Source organism: Streptomyces sp. NPDC039430, assembly GCF_055639435.1.
Window position 1 is genome coordinate 90,686 of the sequence record NZ_JBVKAK010000004.1, and the last position, 14,853, is coordinate 105,538.

General features: G+C 70.5%; 14 protein-coding genes and 1 riboswitch. Of the genes, 6 read left to right on the top strand and 8 right to left on the bottom strand.

Going from position 1 to position 14,853, the window contains the following annotated elements; translation table 11 throughout:
* Positions 1-2: 2 nt before the first annotated feature.
* The 4 genes from ACZ7LS_RS12310 to ACZ7LS_RS12325 form a co-directional block, all read right to left on the bottom strand.
* The gene (locus ACZ7LS_RS12310) at positions 3-1,094 is read right to left on the bottom strand and encodes an LLM class flavin-dependent oxidoreductase (protein ID WP_382519278.1); all 1,092 of its coding nucleotides are present in this window, start codon (positions 1,092-1,094) and stop codon (positions 3-5) included.
* A complete protein-coding gene (locus tag ACZ7LS_RS12315) occupies positions 1,091-2,464 on the bottom strand; it encodes an NtaA/DmoA family FMN-dependent monooxygenase (protein WP_382519276.1) in 1,374 nt (457 codons plus the stop codon). The genes ACZ7LS_RS12310 and ACZ7LS_RS12315 overlap by 4 nt, the downstream gene beginning before the upstream one ends.
* 20 nt (positions 2,465-2,484) lie before the next feature.
* Positions 2,485-3,699 (bottom strand): LLM class flavin-dependent oxidoreductase, encoded by a 1,215-nt coding sequence (locus ACZ7LS_RS12320; RefSeq protein WP_385129551.1) that lies wholly within the window; start codon positions 3,697-3,699, stop codon positions 2,485-2,487.
* A 96-nt stretch (positions 3,700-3,795) separates the two neighbouring features.
* On the bottom strand, positions 3,796-4,206 hold the full coding sequence (locus ACZ7LS_RS12325) for a putative leader peptide (RefSeq protein WP_385129553.1): 411 nt from the start codon (positions 4,204-4,206) through the stop codon (positions 3,796-3,798).
* Positions 4,165-4,308, top strand: a riboswitch (SAM riboswitch). Its footprint overlaps the gene before it by 42 nt.
* 214 nt (positions 4,309-4,522) lie before the next feature.
* Between ACZ7LS_RS12325 and ACZ7LS_RS12330 the strand changes: the two genes are divergently transcribed.
* A complete protein-coding gene (locus ACZ7LS_RS12330) occupies positions 4,523-5,305 on the top strand; it encodes a glutathione S-transferase family protein (RefSeq protein WP_385129555.1) in 783 nt (260 codons plus the stop codon).
* A gap of 52 nt (positions 5,306-5,357) precedes the next feature.
* On the opposite strand, the gene ACZ7LS_RS12335 is transcribed toward ACZ7LS_RS12330, so the two are convergent.
* Positions 5,358-6,422: an LLM class flavin-dependent oxidoreductase gene (locus ACZ7LS_RS12335; protein WP_385129557.1), complete on the bottom strand. Its 1,065-nt coding sequence runs from the start codon at positions 6,420-6,422 to the stop codon at positions 5,358-5,360.
* A 463-nt stretch (positions 6,423-6,885) separates the two neighbouring features.
* On the opposite strand from ACZ7LS_RS12335, the gene ACZ7LS_RS12340 reads away from it, so the two are divergent.
* The 3 genes from ACZ7LS_RS12340 (at position 6,886) to ACZ7LS_RS12350 (ending at position 9,642) form a co-directional block, all read left to right on the top strand.
* Positions 6,886-7,434: a hypothetical protein gene (locus ACZ7LS_RS12340; protein WP_382968234.1), complete on the top strand. Its 549-nt coding sequence runs from the start codon at positions 6,886-6,888 to the stop codon at positions 7,432-7,434.
* A 210-nt stretch (positions 7,435-7,644) separates the two neighbouring features.
* On the top strand, positions 7,645-8,664 hold the full coding sequence (locus ACZ7LS_RS12345) for an aldo/keto reductase (protein WP_385129559.1): 1,020 nt from the start codon (positions 7,645-7,647) through the stop codon (positions 8,662-8,664).
* Between the two features lie 102 nt (positions 8,665-8,766).
* On the top strand, positions 8,767-9,642 hold the full coding sequence (locus ACZ7LS_RS12350) for an LLM class flavin-dependent oxidoreductase (RefSeq protein WP_385129561.1): 876 nt from the start codon (positions 8,767-8,769) through the stop codon (positions 9,640-9,642).
* A gap of 61 nt (positions 9,643-9,703) precedes the next feature.
* Here ACZ7LS_RS12350 and ACZ7LS_RS12355 read toward each other — a convergent pair whose 3' ends face one another.
* Entirely contained in the window at positions 9,704-10,114 is a 411-nt protein-coding gene (locus ACZ7LS_RS12355; RefSeq protein WP_385129563.1) for a VOC family protein, read from the bottom strand.
* Positions 10,115-10,227: 113 nt separating this feature from the next.
* A complete protein-coding gene (locus ACZ7LS_RS12360) occupies positions 10,228-12,630 on the bottom strand; it encodes a right-handed parallel beta-helix repeat-containing protein (protein ID WP_385129565.1) in 2,403 nt (800 codons plus the stop codon).
* A 438-nt stretch (positions 12,631-13,068) separates the two neighbouring features.
* On the opposite strand from ACZ7LS_RS12360, the gene ACZ7LS_RS12365 reads away from it, so the two are divergent.
* Positions 13,069-13,635 (top strand): snapalysin family zinc-dependent metalloprotease, encoded by a 567-nt coding sequence (locus ACZ7LS_RS12365; RefSeq protein ID WP_382519257.1) that lies wholly within the window; start codon positions 13,069-13,071, stop codon positions 13,633-13,635.
* Positions 13,636-13,850: 215 nt separating this feature from the next.
* On the opposite strand, the gene ACZ7LS_RS12370 is transcribed toward ACZ7LS_RS12365, so the two are convergent.
* A complete protein-coding gene (locus ACZ7LS_RS12370) occupies positions 13,851-14,036 on the bottom strand; it encodes a CsbD family protein (protein ID WP_382519255.1) in 186 nt (61 codons plus the stop codon).
* A gap of 196 nt (positions 14,037-14,232) precedes the next feature.
* Here ACZ7LS_RS12370 and ACZ7LS_RS12375 point away from each other — a divergent pair, with 196 nt between their 5' ends.
* Positions 14,233-14,706 (top strand): carboxymuconolactone decarboxylase family protein, encoded by a 474-nt coding sequence (locus ACZ7LS_RS12375; RefSeq protein WP_385129568.1) that lies wholly within the window; start codon positions 14,233-14,235, stop codon positions 14,704-14,706.
* Positions 14,707-14,853: the final 147 nt, after the last annotated feature.

Genomic DNA, 14,853 nt, shown 5'->3' on the forward strand with positions numbered 1-14,853 from the left:
CCTCAGTGGTCGGCGGGCGCGGACACCGGGGCGGGCTCCGCGAGGACCGGTCCCCAGGAGAACGGGGGATCGGGGATCTCACGGCGCAGTACCGGAGCGATGTCCGACTGGAACAGTGCGAGGGAGTCACGGTGCTGGCGATCCGTCAGCCCTCCCGCGTCCGCGTGCAGATGCAGCACGGTGTGCCCGAACCGTTCGTGGTAGCGCCGCACCTTCTCGATGATCTGCTGGGGGCTGCCGATCAGCGCCGAGCTGCGCTCCACGAAGTCCTCCAGGGTCGGGAACACCGGCTCCAGACCCAGCCGCTTCTGGAACGCCAGGTTTCCCTCGAACACGGGCCGGTAGGCGGCGATCGCCTCCTGGGAGGTACGGGCCGCGTAGAAGCCGGCCGTCCCCGCACCGACCGTGAGGGCGGCCGGATCGTGGCCGTAGTGCTCCCAGCGCTCGCGGTAGTGGCGGATCAACTCGGCATAGGGCTCTATGGGGTTGGTGACGTTGGCGGAGAAGAGCGGGTCGCCGTAGCGGGCGGCCAGATCGACCGACTCCTCGCTGGTGGCGCTGCCGTGCCAGACCCGGACCGGCCGCTGGAGCGGCCGGGGCCACACCTCCGCGTCGGTGAGTCCCGGGCGGAAGCGGGTCGCGGCGGTCACCTTGTCCTGGCGCCAGATCGTGCGGAACACCTCATAGCTCTCGGCGTTGCGGTCCCACTGGTCCTCGGGGGTGACCTGGAACAGGTCCCGCTGGGCGGCCCCGTTGCCCTTGCCGATGATCAGCTCAAGGCGTCCGCCGGAGAGGTGGTCCAGCGTCGCGTAGTCCTCGTACGCCCGCACCGGGTCCAGCAGGCTGAGCGTGGTGACCGCGGTGAACAGCCGGATCCGGGAGGTGAGGGCGGCGATGTGACTGAGGACGACGGGCGGCGAGGAGGAGATGAACGGCCGCTCGTGCCGCTCCCCCACGCCGAAGCCGTCGAATCCCAGCTCCTCGGCGAGGAGCGCGTTGTCGAGGACCTCGCGGAAGCGCTCCTGGGTGGACTTCTGTACGCCCGTCACCGGGTGCGGGGCGTGCACGATCAGGGTGATGGCGAGGAATCTCATGACGCCGCCCGCTCGTCGCGCGCGTCGTCCGGATGGGCCAGACCGAGGTGCTCGCGCAGAGTGGTGCCCTCGTACTCCGTGCGGTACACACCGCGCTCCTGGAGCAGCGGGACGACCTGGTCGGCGAAGGAGTCGAGGCCGCCCGGGGTGATGTGCGGGACGAGGATGAAACCGTCGCCGGCGTCGGCCTGGACCAGGTCGTTGACGGACTCGGCGACGGTGGCCGGGGAACCGACGAAGCTCTGCCGGCTGCCGGTCTCGATGACGAGGTCACGGATCGACCACTTGTTGGCGGCGGCCAGCTCGCGCCACTCGCGGGCCGTGGCCAGCGGGTCGCGGTACATCCGTACCTGGGCGCGCCCCCGGGCGATGGTGTGCTCGCCGAGGTCGGGGTCGATCTCGGGCAGCGGGCCGTCCGGGTCGTACGCGGACAGGTCCCGGTTCCAGACGAACTCCAGGTGCTTGATGGCCGTGGCCCCGCTCACCTGCTGGCGGCGCACCACACGGGCCAGTTCCTCCGCCTCGGTGTCGGTGTCGCCGAGCACGAAGCTCGCGGCGGGCAGGATCAGCAGCTGGTCGTGGCCGCGGCCGTACCGGGCCAGACGGCCCTTGACGTCGGTGTAGAACGCCTGGCCCTCCTTGAGGGTGGCGTACCGGCTGAAGATGGCGTCGGCGCTCGACGCGGCGAACTCGCGTCCCTCGTCGGAGTCCCCGGCCTGGAAGATCACCGGACGGCCCTGCGGGCTGCGCGGGACGTTGAACTGCCCCCGGATGTCGAAGTGCGGGCCCTGGTGGACGAAGGCTCCGGCCTGCGCGTCCCGCAGGAAGGTACCGGTCTCCCGGTCGGCGACGATCTCGTCCCCGCGCCAGGAGTCGAAGAGTTCGTTCGCGGTGGAGAGGAACTCCTTGGCACGCGAGTAGCGCTCCTCCTGCGGGAGGAAGCCGCCGCGCCGGAAGTTCTCGCCGGTGAAGGCGTCCCAGGAGGTGACCACGTTCCAGGCGGCCCGTCCGCCCGAGAGGTGGTCGAGGCTGGCGAACTGGCGGGCCACCTCGTAGGGCTCGTTGAAGGTGGAGTTGATGGTGCCGGTGAGGCCGAGGTGTTCGGTGACGGCGGCCAGCGCGGCGAGGACGGTGAAGGTGTCGGGACGGCCGACGACGTCCAAGTCATATATTTTGCCGCCCTGTTCACGCAGTCGCAGTCCCTCGGCGAGGAACAGGAAGTCGAACTTGGCGCGTTCGGCGGTTTTCGCGAGGTGCGCGAAGGAACTGAACTCGATATGGCTGCCGGCCTCGGGGTCGCTCCACACGGTGGTGTTGTTGACGCCGGGGAAATGGGCCGCGAGGTGGATCTGCTTGAGCGGCTTGCTCATGGGAGGAGGCTCCTTCGGGCTCAGGCGGTCGGGGCGGCGGCGTAGCGGTTGGCCGGGCGGGCGAGCCCGAGCAGCCCGCGCAGGGTGCCGGCCTCGTACACGCGGCGGAAGGCGCCCCGGCGCTGGAGTTCGGGGACCAGGCGCTGGGTGATCGCCAGAAGGTCGTGACCGGCGACGGCGGGGCGCAGCCGGAAGCCGGACAGCCCCGCCGACGCCAGTTCCTGCAGCAGATCGGCGAGTTGGGCCGGGGTGCCGGTGAAGATCCGGGCGTCGCTGGTGTACGGGGATCCCGCGAGGCCGTCCAGGCGCTCCCGGCGGGCCGCCGCCTCGGCGGGATCGTCGTCGAGGAAGACCACCAGGTCGCCGAAGACGTGCAGGGTCTCGTGGGCGCGGCCTGCCGCGGTCTGCTCGGCGCGGATCTCCTCGACGACGGCGCGGGCCTGGCCCGCGCCGGACGGGGTGACGTAACCGATGTCGGCGGCCCGTGCCACCAGCCGGTAGCCGCTGGTGGAGTGGGCGAGGGCGCTGACGAGTGGCTGGCCCTGGGGTGGGCGGGGCGTGATGGAGGGGCCCTTGACGCTGAAGTGCCTGCCCTCGAAGTCGATGTAGTGGAGCTTGTCGCGGTCGATGAAACGGCCGGTGGCGACGTCCCGGATCTCCGCGTCGTCCTCCCAGCTGTCCCAGAGCCGGCGCACGACCTCGACGTAGTCCGCGGCCTCGTCGAAGGCATCGGCCACGATCTCCCGTACAGCGGGCGTGTCGTAGTCCTCCCGGCGGAACGGCGGGAACGTACGGCGTCCGAAGTGCGCGGCCTCGTTCTGGCGTGCCGTGATCTGTACGCGCAGGCCGGCGCGGCCGGTGCTCACATAGTCGAGGGTGGCGATCGCCTTGGAGAGGTGGAACGGCTCCGTGTGGGTGGCCACGACCGTCGGCACCACGCCGATGTGGTGGGTCAGCGGGGCGACCCGCGCGGCGATGAGAACGGCGTCCAGACGGCCGCGGACCTGGTCGGTGCGGCCGTCGGGTCCGGTGAACGACGAGGACTGGAGACCGAGCGCGTCCTCGATGGTCACGAAGTCGAGCAGACCGCGCTCGGCCTCGGTCACGAGGTCGGTCCAGTAGGCGGCGGTGAGCAGTTCACCGGGGCGCGCGACGGGCTCGCGCCAGGCGGCCGGGTGCCAGCCGGCACCGTCGAGGGCGACGGCGAGGTGCAGCGGGGAGGGTGACGAGGACAAGGGAGTGACGCCTTCCTGATCAGCCGTACGAGGGGAGCCGACACCCGCACTCGGGGTGCGGCTGGAGGACAGCAGGTCACGCGTGAGGGCAAGCGGTCACGCGCGACAGAGCGCGCCGGCCACGCGCAGCAGGTCGATGTGCGTCCGGGAGTACAGGTGCAGAGGGCGGGGCGGGGCGGGTGCCACGGCACGGCTGCGGGACACGGGACGCATGTACCTCACCTCCGCCCTTCCGGCCCGGCGGCCTCCTGGGCCCCGGGGCCTTGTCGGCCTCGCGCTCGTGGCTCCCCCAAGGGCACACCACACAAACGTCAGCAGCGACAACAGCCCGGCTATTCCCTTTCTTCCGGCGGTCGGGATTTCTTTCGCCGGACCCACCGCGCGTGTACGCGAGTGACCATCAGGTGAGACCGAGCGCCCGGCTTCCTTGACGGCGTCACGGAGCGCACCGAGACTGATGTGGACGGTCACGATTGTCAGCGCCACGGCGTGGGTTCGCCCGCGCATGTGGTCATCGGCCCCGGCCCGCCGACAGGCAACCCTTCCACCGCGACGGGGTGCTCCGGGTGACGACCGGGTCCCGCCGGCGCGGCGGGGCAAGCGCGGTCTCGCGTCTCGCGAGCCCCGGAGGTTGGAACGGGTGGCAATGCCCAGGAACGGCTTGACGAGGCGCCTGCACATCGATCTCCTGCGTGTCTCCAGCGCTTACTGATCCGCCGACGGTCCGCGCGATCCGGACCCGTGCGAAAAGCGCAGTCGCTCCGCATCCGGCCGCTGGTGCCCACAAGGCGGCAGTGGCTTCCTCGTTCCCCAAGGGAGAGTCATGCCCGAGACAGCTTCGCGCAGTTCCAGCACGGCCACCTCCGGTGGCTGTCATGAGAATCCGTCCGCTTCGAGGCTTCGTCCCAGGGGAGCCACCGCGCCGCCCCGCCCGCACCACTTCCACAGCCGGATCGGCGTCGGCCTCGCCGGCGGCTTCTACCCGGCACCGCACCGTTACGACCTTTACCTGTCGGCGTGTTGTCCCCGCTCACTGCGCATCTCGGTCACCCTCGACCTGCTCGGCCTGAAGGACTCGGTCGGCACCACGCTCCTGACACACCCCGCCGGAACGCCCGACGCCTTCGCCTCGCTGCGCGGCGCGTACGAGGCGACGGTGCACCACTACGACGGGCCGTTCACCGCGCCCGCGCTGCGCGACCGCTGGAGCGGACGCATCGTCAGCAACGATACCGACGGGATCCTCCGCGACCTCGCGAGCCTGTTCTCCGGCCATGACGAAGCGCGCCCCTCCCCCCTCAACCCGCCGGCACTCGCCCCGGACATCGACGCCCTCCGCGACCTGCTGGACCGGGAGATCACCCCGGCCGCCCAGTCCCCGGGACGCTCGGCGGCACTGAGCCGGCTGGACCGTCAACTCGCCGCACAGCCACACGCGTTGGGCGAGGATCTGACGGCCGCGGACGTGGACCTGTGGGTGGCGCTCGTCCATCTCGGCCCGGCCGGCACCCTCCGCTCGTACCCCCGGCTCCGGGCCTACGTGAGCCGCCTCGGCGACCACCCGGCCTTCCGGAGCGGGATCGAGGCGGTACCCGACGCGGCCTGAGCCCCGGGCACGACGGCGAGGGTGACCGGCGTCGCGCCGCCGGTCGCGGAGGTCAGCGCAGCCTGGGCAGCAGCTGGTCCCCGATACGGACGGTCTCCTGCTTGTACGGGGTGTCGGAGAGGACGAAGTGGGTGATGCCCAGCGCGCGGTAGTTGCCCAGTGCCGTGGCCACGTCGGCGGCCGAGCCGACCAGCCAGGTGGTCGCCGCTCCCCCGCCGCCGACCTTGCCGGGAGTGGTGTACAGGCAGGTGTCGAGGACCTCGCCGCGCGCGGCGAGGTCGAAGAGCCGCTGCTGTCCGGTGGCGGTCCAGCGGTTCCCCGTCCAGGTGGACTCCCCCGAGTCCTCCGTCATCTTCGCGACCTTCTCCTCGGCCGCCCGCCATGCCTCCTCCGTGGTGTCGCGCACCAGCGTGGTGATCCGCAGTCCGAACTGGAGGGGCTGGTGCCGGCGTCCCACCTGCTCGCTCAACGCCTTGAGCCGGTCGATGCGTTCGGCGAGGCCGTCGAGTGGTTCGCCCCAGAAGAGCTGGACGTCCGCCTCCGCCGCCGACACCCGTTCCGCGGCCTCGGAGGCGCCGCCGAAGTAGAGCGTCGGATGCGCCCTCGTATCGGTGACGTACGGGCCTGGTGCGACCGTGGATCCGCTGACCTGGAAGTACTCGCCGTCGAACGTCACGCCCTCCTCGGTCCACAGACGCCGTACGAGGTGCAGGAACTCCTGGGTGCGGGCGTACCGCTGCGCGGGGTCGCTGCGCAGGTCGCCGTAGGCGGCCGGATTGTCGAGTCCGCTGACGATGTTGACCAGGACCCGGCCGCGGCTGAGCTGGTCGAGTGTCGCCGCCGCGGCGGCGAAGTGGGCCGGCTGCCAGTAGCCGGGGCGGATCGCGATCAAGGGCTTGAAGGTGCTGGTCCGGGCGGCCAGCGCGGTGGCGAGGGTGAAGGTGTCCGGGCGCCCCCAGCCGGTACCCAGGAGCGCGCCGCCCCAGCCGTGCGCCTCCGCCGTGCGGGCGAGCTCGGTGGAGTACTCGATGGAGCCCCAGCCGGTCGTCGTGTCGTCGCCGCGGTGGCCCGGTTCGATGGTGTTGGGGATGTACCAGAGGAATTCCAGACTCATCATGATTCCGATCTCTGCTCGGCCGGCGCGGCGGCGATGGCGGCGATGGCGGCGAACCGGGTTGTATCGCACCCGCACGCGGTCGGGGGCGACGCATATCGCCGGGTCCGGCACCGGTCAGGACGTCACCGGGCGGCCGCGCGCACGCCCGCCCGGCCTCAGGACGAGCGGCTTCCCGTCCATCGTCGCGGACGCCATACGGGGGCGGGCTGGAGGGTCAACAGCGTGCGCTGGACACACGAAGGAGGTCGACGCACAGCTCGCGGGTGAGCAGCGGGACCTCATACATGGGAGGGAGTCTCTGCGCGATCGATCAGAATGTCAATGCGCACCATCAGGCTCTCCTCTTCGGTTTATCGAAGGATTCGGAGGAATTCGGCGATCTTCCTCTGATTCACTGAGGCGCACGAGGACCGGGGAACTCGTCGCACGGACTCGACGGCTGGCAGCACACGAGGCGCGTTGGATGGTGAGCCTCGGACTGTGGGCGGTCCGGCGCACGCACGGGGTCGGGGGCGCCGACAGCTCTGTCGGGTACGCGCGTGCTCAAGCACCCACGATGTACGGGCTGGTGTTCGTGCTGGTGATCGAGGCGATCGGGATGTGGTTCCTCCTCGCCCCCTTTCCGGTCGCCCACTTGATCATGCTGCTGGTCGACCTCTACACGGTGTTTCTCGCGCTGGGGCTGCACGCCGCCGCCGTCACCCGCCCGCACACCGTGGGCCCTGGCGGGCTGCGGATACGCCGCGGAGCACGGCTCGACCTTCGGATTCCGCTCCACCTGATCGTGTCCGCCCGCCATGACCTCCGGTTCCCCGACGCGAACAAGTCCGAGGACGCGGTGCTGGTCGTGGCCGTCGCATCGCAGACCTCGATCACTGTCGAGCTGGCCCGCCCGGTCACCGCCGTGGGCCTGTGGGGACGGCGCACCGAGGTTCATACGATCCGCTGTCACGCCGACGAACCGCGAGCCGCCGTCGCGGCGATCACCGCGCTGCTGCCGGCCGGCACATGACGTCGCCACCGCCCCCTCCACCGCGCCGCGTCACCCCTCCGCCACCGCGCTTGCAAAACGGAACAGTGTTCCGTATTGTTCGTAACGGAACGATGTTCCGTTTACTCATCATGCCGGAGCACGGGTCCGGCGACCACATCACACCGTTGTCGCCACGCCCTGTCACCACGTGATGCCACCACGCTTCATCCGCAATGGAGGAACACGGTCATGCAGTACCGCACCTTGGGCCGCACCGGCGTGCAGGTCAGCTCACTCGCACTCGGCGCGATGAACTTCGGCAAGATCGGGCGCACCACCCAGGACGAGGCCACCGCCATCGTCGATGCCGCTCTTGAGGGCGGGATCAACCTCATCGACACCGCCGACATGTACAGCGACGGTGAGTCGGAAGAGATCGTCGGCAAGGCCATCGCCGGCCGCCGTGACGACATCGTGCTGGCCACGAAGGCGGGCATGCCGATGGGCGGCGAGCGCAACCATCAGGGCGGTTCGCGCCGCTGGCTGGTCACCGAGCTGGACAACAGCCTGCGCCGTCTCGGCGTCGACCACGTCGATCTCTACCAGATCCACCGATGGGACCCGCGCACCGGCGACGAGGAGACGCTGTCGGCGCTGACCGACCTGCAGCGCGCCGGAAAGATCCGGTACTTCGGCTCCTCGACGTTCCCCGCGTACCGCCTCGTGCAAGCCCAGTGGGCCGCCCGGGACCACCACCTCGGCCGGTATGTCACCGAACAGCCCAGCTACTCGGTCCTGCAGCGCGGGATCGAGACCCACGTACTGCCCGTGACCGAGGAATACGGGCTCGGCGTGCTGGCGTGGAGCCCGCTGGCCTCGGGCTGGCTGTCGGGCGCGATCCGCGCGGGCCGGGCCATCACCACCAGCCGCTCGACGTTGATGCCGCAGCGCTTCGACACCACCATCCCCTCCAACCGGGCCAGGCTCGATGCCGTCGAGCAGCTGGCCGACGTCGCGGACGAGGCGGGCCTGACCATGATCCAGCTCGCGCTGGGATTCGTGACCGCGCACCCGGCCGTGACCGGCGCGATCATCGGCCCCCGCACGCTGGACCATCTGCACGCGCAACTCGCCGCCGCGGACACGGTGCTCTCCGCCGACGTACTCGACGCGATCGACGCGATCGTGGCCCCCGGTGTCGACCTGGCCGCGCACGAGAAGCACGACACTCCGCCGGCGCTGCTCGACCCGTCACTGCGGCGCCGCTGACCGGGCGGACCGCGTACCGCGCCGTACCGGAAGAGTCTTCCGCCTGAACCTCGGCAGCGCGCCCCGGGCGGCGCCGCCGGTGCCGAAAGGACCAACAGCTCCATGTCCCACATACCCCGGCCTCGTTTCGGGATCATGACCGCGCCCTCGCAGGTCGACTATCACGACGTCCTGCGGGTCTGGCGCGAGGCGGACACGATCCCGGAGATCGAGCACGCGTGGTTGTTCGATCACCTCATGCCGATCGGCGGTGACCCGGACGGACCGGCCTACGAAGGCTGGACACTGCTCTCGGCACTCGCCGCCCACACCCGACGACTGCGGATCGGTGTGCTGGTGACCAGCAACCGGTTCCGGCCACCCGCGATGCTGGCCAAGATCGCCACGACCGTCGACATCGTCTCCGGCGGCCGGCTCGACTTCGGCATCGGCGCCGGATCACGCCCCGGGCATCCCCTGGCCCGGCGTGAATACGACGCACACGGTCTGCCGTACCACGACTCCGCGCACGCGGTGGGGAGTCTCGCCGAAGCCTGCGTGGTGATCCGGCGGTTGTGGACCGAGGAGAAACCGTTCGACTTCCACGGCACGTACCACCACCTCACGGAAGCGTTCGGCAACCCCAGACCCGTCCAGCGTCCCCACCCGCCGATCCTCATCGGCGGACGCTCGTCCCCGACGCTGCGCGTGGTCGCCGAGCACGCCGACCTGTGGAACATCCCGGGCGGCGACATCGACGACGTCGTCCGCCGCGGTGCGCTGCTGGACCGCTACTGCGCCGAGATCGGCCGCGACCCCGCCTCGGTCACCCGCTCGATCCACCTGCCCGTCTCCTACGACCGGCCGGGCGCCACGCGGAACGCGATCGACGAGGCGATCGTCGCCGGCTTCCGGCACATCGTCCTCGGACTGCCGGCGCCCTACCCCGCCGATGTCGCACGGTGGGTCGCCGACGAGCTCATCACCAGGCCGGCGTAGCCGACCCGATGACGGACCTCGGTGACGCCGAGGTCGCCACGACGCGATCGCGCCGCACGGCTCAGCGAAGCTCCTGGATGCGGACCATGTTGCCGGCGGGATCACGGAAGGCGCAGTCGCGGATGCCGTACGGCTGCTCGGTCGGCTCCTGGACGACCTCGGCGTCGGCCGCCTGCACCTGCTCGAAAGTGGCGTCGAGGTCTCGGGTCGCCAGCAGGATCCAGCCGTACGTGCCCTTGGCCATCATCTCGGCGATGACGCGTCGCTCGTCCTCGGTGACCCCGGGGTCGGCGGTCGGCGGCGCCAGGAGAATGCAGGTGCTGGGCTGGTCGACGGGGCCGACCGTGATCCAGCGCATCGTGCCCTGTCCGACGTCGCTGCGCACCTCGAAGCCGAGGACGTCGCGGTAGAAGGCCATGGACGCGTCCGGGTCGACATGCGGGAGGAAGCTGGTGTGAATGGTGATGTCCATGACGATCATGCTAGGCGCGGCTCGTGACGCGCGCTTCTCGATTCCTGACCGGTCCGGCCGCCTGTCGCGTCGCGGCGGCGGTGGAGCGTCGGCGTCGTCGGCGCCCGGTGGGGTCAGCCGATCCGCTCGACGACCGCCGCTGTCGCCGTCGCCGTGTTGCTCGCGCTCGCCACGGACCATTTCGCGGTGACGGCGACGGCCATGTTCGTTGTGGTGTCGTGCGTGACGGCGCCGTCGGACATGGACGTGACGACGGAGGCGGTGCCGTACTGCTGCATGAGTGTCAGTCCGCCGGCCCAGGTGCCGGAGACGCCGTCGCCGACGCAGTGCAGGACCGCCTCGGCCATCCAGCCCTTCCCCGACACCCCGGACCGGGCCGTCACGGTCGCCGGTGCGGCGACCACCGTGCCGCCGATCCTCAGGCCGAAGCCGAGCGTCGGCGTCGCCGTGGTGCTCGCCGTGCCGTACACCCTGATCCGGTAGGCGGAGCCCGGCTGGGGGTCGCCGCCGGGGATGGTGACCGTGGCGATGGGGGTCTCGGTGGCAGTGTCGGCGACGGTGGCGAGCGTCCCGTGGGAAGCGAGAACGTGGACGACATTCGATCCCGGCAGGACGGTTCCGCCCTGGGCGGTCACCACCGGGACCGCCGTCGAGGTGAGGAGCGCCGCGGCGACGGTCCAGCCGTTGCCGGCGAGGTCGTTGCCGGTGATCACACAGCCGGTCGCGGCCGGGGTGAGCGAGATCCCGTTGACGGTCGTGCCCGAGCCCTTCATGACCTTGTTGCCGGTGATGTGACAGCCGGGCTGCGATAACCGGATTCCGGCGACGGCGGCCGCGCGGATCCGGTTTCCGGCGACGAGGGCCCCGGCCCCGGCGCGGCCGTCGGTGCCTCCTCCGATGACGATGCCGTGGTTGGAGCCGGTGGTGTCGACGACGTTGTCCGTGACGGAGGCGGCCGTGCACCCGGCGACGTTGACGGCGTTCGAGAAGGTGTTCCTGAGTGTGTTGCCGGTGAGGTTCACGCCGTCCGAGTACTGCGGGAAGATGCCCGTCGACCGCACACCGTCCACGAGGTTGCCGGACACGACCGCGCCCGGCGTGCACTGCGGCTGGACGCCGTTCGCGGTGGTGGCGGCCGCGCCCCTGACCGTGTTGTTGTTGATCACCACGTCGGTGACCGGTGCCGTGTCGTACCCGAGGACCCGGATCCCGGACCCGGTCACCGTGCCCTCGATGATGTTGTCGGTGATGGTGATGCCGTACGAGGTGTAGACGGTGCCCGCTGCCGGGTCAGGAACCGATACGTAGACGCCGGACGCCGCGGTGTCGCGGATGGTGTTGCCGCGGATCTTCGCGCGGCGCCAGTTCCAGCCGCGGATTCCGCTCTCCAGCGCTCCCTCGATCACGCAGTTCTCGATGACGATGTCGTCGAAGTACCTGCCGGCGACCTGGGCGTGCGAGCCGATCGCCCGGCCGAAGGTGCCGAGGCGGGCGCTCGGGCCGAACCAGCAGCCGGAGACACGGATGTCGACCGCCGGTGTTCCGTCGAACGCGCCGATGCTGCTGCTGCCCGCCTTGGCGATGTCGATCTGGACGGCCTCGGACGACCTGCGTGAGCCGTCGCCGCTGTTGTCGGTGAAACCCTCGAAGCGGCATGCCTCCACCACAGCGCCCTTGACCGCGTTGAATTCCAGCGCGTGAGCGCTCGACGAGTCCAGGAGACGGCAGTCCCGCACGGTGATGTCCGCGCAGTGGATGAAGCACATGGTGTTCGTCGTGGCGGTGACGACGCCTGTGCCCAAGGCCGCGGAGTAGGCGTTGCAGTCCCAGGTGCCGCCCAGGATCTTGATGTGGGAGTGCCCGCCGTACCCGTTGAAGACGTCGGTGCCGTAGAAGTTGCGCAGGACGCCGGTGGTCGCGTGTGTGGAGCGGATGGACGCGCCGTACGCCCAGATCGTGGTGTTCGCCCGGACCACCATGAACGTGTTGACGTTGTACGTACGGCCGCCCGGGAAGAACACGCTGCCGCCGCCGGCGTTGTACGCGGCGTCCAGCGCGGCCTGGATGGGTGTGGTGTCGTCGGCGATGCCGTCGCCCTTCGCCCCGAACGCCGTCACATCGAACACGCCCTGCCCGGAGGAATCGGACCGGGCCGCGGCGAGCGTGCCGGGGGTGGTCGTCGTGTCGAACGTGCCTTGGATGTGTTCGAGGGCCCTTGTCGCGGCCTCACGCGCGGCCTGGTGCCGGCGCACCGGCCGCCCCGCCGCGTCGAGGTACTCGTACTCGATCGCCGTGATGCCGTCGACCTTGAAGGTGCGGACCGCCCCCGGGGCGGGGTGGCTCGCCGGGTTGGAGCGCAGAGCGCCGATCGGGGTGCTGCCATCGGCCTCGTACAGGGCCGTGATCAGCTCTCCGGTGCCGGCGACACGGACGTTGACGGGGTAGTCGGGCAGCACGTCTCCGGTCGTGGTGGTGAGGACATCGGACGGGGTGCCGCCGTAGGTGTAGATCGCCATCGGAGCAACGCCTCTCGGTCGAGCCAGTAACTGCCGCTGCAGTCTGCCCACATACAGCCGAACCCCCCACTGCCCTGGGCGCCGTCCGGGGCAACGGGCCGGGCACTGCCGCGGTGCTACGAGAAGCAGAGCATCGCCGCCGGTGTGGCTGCGCCGGGGCTCCGGGCCTCGTGTCGGCCGGCGCCCGTCAGCGGTGGGCCGGTCTGGCTGAAGAATGCCGAACCGGAGGCCACCTGACTAGGGATGGCGTCGTCGGGTACGGTCGTCGGCCGCGTAGCCGAGGCCACGAACTCCCGCCCGGCGACCGCTGGTTGAGTCCGAGGCCCGTGGTCTTCGAGACGGCAGCCGGATTGACGGATTGGTGCCAGTCCTCTGTGGGCAGTGAGCAGGAAGTCATGTCATGTGCACGACCATCTCTCTCCTCCAAGGAGGCCGACCATGCACGTCCGTAAGTTGACCACCGGGTTCGCTGCCGCCCTCGCCCTGACCTTTTCCCTGGTGGGCGGCCAGGCCGTGGCCGCTCCCACCGCGGACGCCGACAGCGCCCTGGCCGCGCGCGTCGTCACCTACGACGCCAGCGGTTCCGCGGAATTCAGGTCCGCGGTCGACCGGGGAGCGGCGATCTGGAACGAGAGTGTCGACGCCGTCGAACTACGGCCGGCCGCGGCCGGGCAACGCGCCAACATACGGGTCCTGGCGGACAACGGCTGGCCCCGCGCCATCACCACCTCGCTCGGCAACGGGACCGTCTACATCGGACGGCAGGCGGTGAACGAGGGCCACAACACGATCCGCATCTCGTCCCACGAACTGGGCCACATCCTGGGCCTGCCGGACCGCAAGCCCGGCCCCTGTTCGAGCCTGATGTCCGGCTCCACCGCGGGCACCACCTGCACGAACGCCTACCCGAACGCGGCTGAGAAGGCGGAGGTCGAGGGCAACTTCGGCGGTGCGTTCTCCCGGACGGCCGGAGCGGTGCCGCTCAACGTCATGATCGTGGACTGACACCCGGCACGGAACCCCTGGCGGGAGTGACCGTACGCCCCGGAGCGCGGATCGCGTTCCGGGGCGTACGCGGTACGAGGGGGGCGAGACGCCGGAGCGGCGCCTCACGCTCTCGGCGCTGCCGGCGTGTCCGCCGCCGGCGGCCCTGTCTCCCGCCCGGGGCGACGGACGTGGGCCCCGCCGGGCTCGGCGGGGCCCACAAAGAAGGGGCGGCCTCAGTCGTCGTCGCTCATCGAGTCCTTCACGCCCTTGGCACGGTCGCGGGCATCCTCCATGGCGCCCTTCGCCTTGCCTTTGGCCTGGTCGGTCCTGCCCTCGGCTTCCTTGCGGCGGTCACCGGTGACCTTCCCGGTCATCTCCTTGGCTTTGCCTTTGGCTTTGTCCATCGCACTGTCGTTCACGGCGGCTCCTCTGCGGCGGTAATGCGGACAAATCCAAGGTAAGACGGATGAACCGAACCCGCCCCTCGTCGGCTTCCCGCGCGCGAGACGTGCCCCGGTGCGGTAAGGGAGACGCGCGTCACACCCGGTCCCGTCACATCTTCCCGGGCGCTTCCGTCAGTGAGGTGTCATCACCAAACGCGGCAAGGAGTCCACCATGGATGCTCGCTTGAACCTCTTCGGCAACCCGCTCGCGGCCAAGGCCCTCAAACACTTCGTCGCGGCGGGCAAGGTGCTCTCGGAGTCGACGCTGCCGGCCACGACGCAGGAGCTGGTGAAGCTCCGCGCCAGCCAGATCAACGGCTGCGGCTTCTGCACCGACATGCACACCAAGGACGCCGCGCACGCCGGGGAGACCTCGGTGCGCCTCAACCTGGTCGCGGCCTGGCGTGAGGCCACGGTGTTCACCGATGCCGAACGCGCCGCCCTGGAGCTGACGGAGCAGGGCACCCGCATCGCCGACGCGGCCGGGGGCGTCACGGACGAGGCCTGGGCGAACGCCGCCAAGCACTACGACGAGGACCAGCTCGCCGCCCTGGTGCTGGCGATCGCGGTCATCAACACCTTCAACCGGATGAACGTCATCGTCCAGCAGCCCGCCGGCGACTACCAGCCCGGCCAGTTCGGATAACGAGGAACACGCCCTGGGCGTCCTCACCGGGGCCCAGGGCGTTGTCCGGGTACGGAGCGCTGCCCGGGTACGGAGCGCTGTCCGGGTACCCGCAGGGTGCCGCGGGCGCACCATCGGCCGTTGTCAGTGCCTCCTGGCAGGATCACC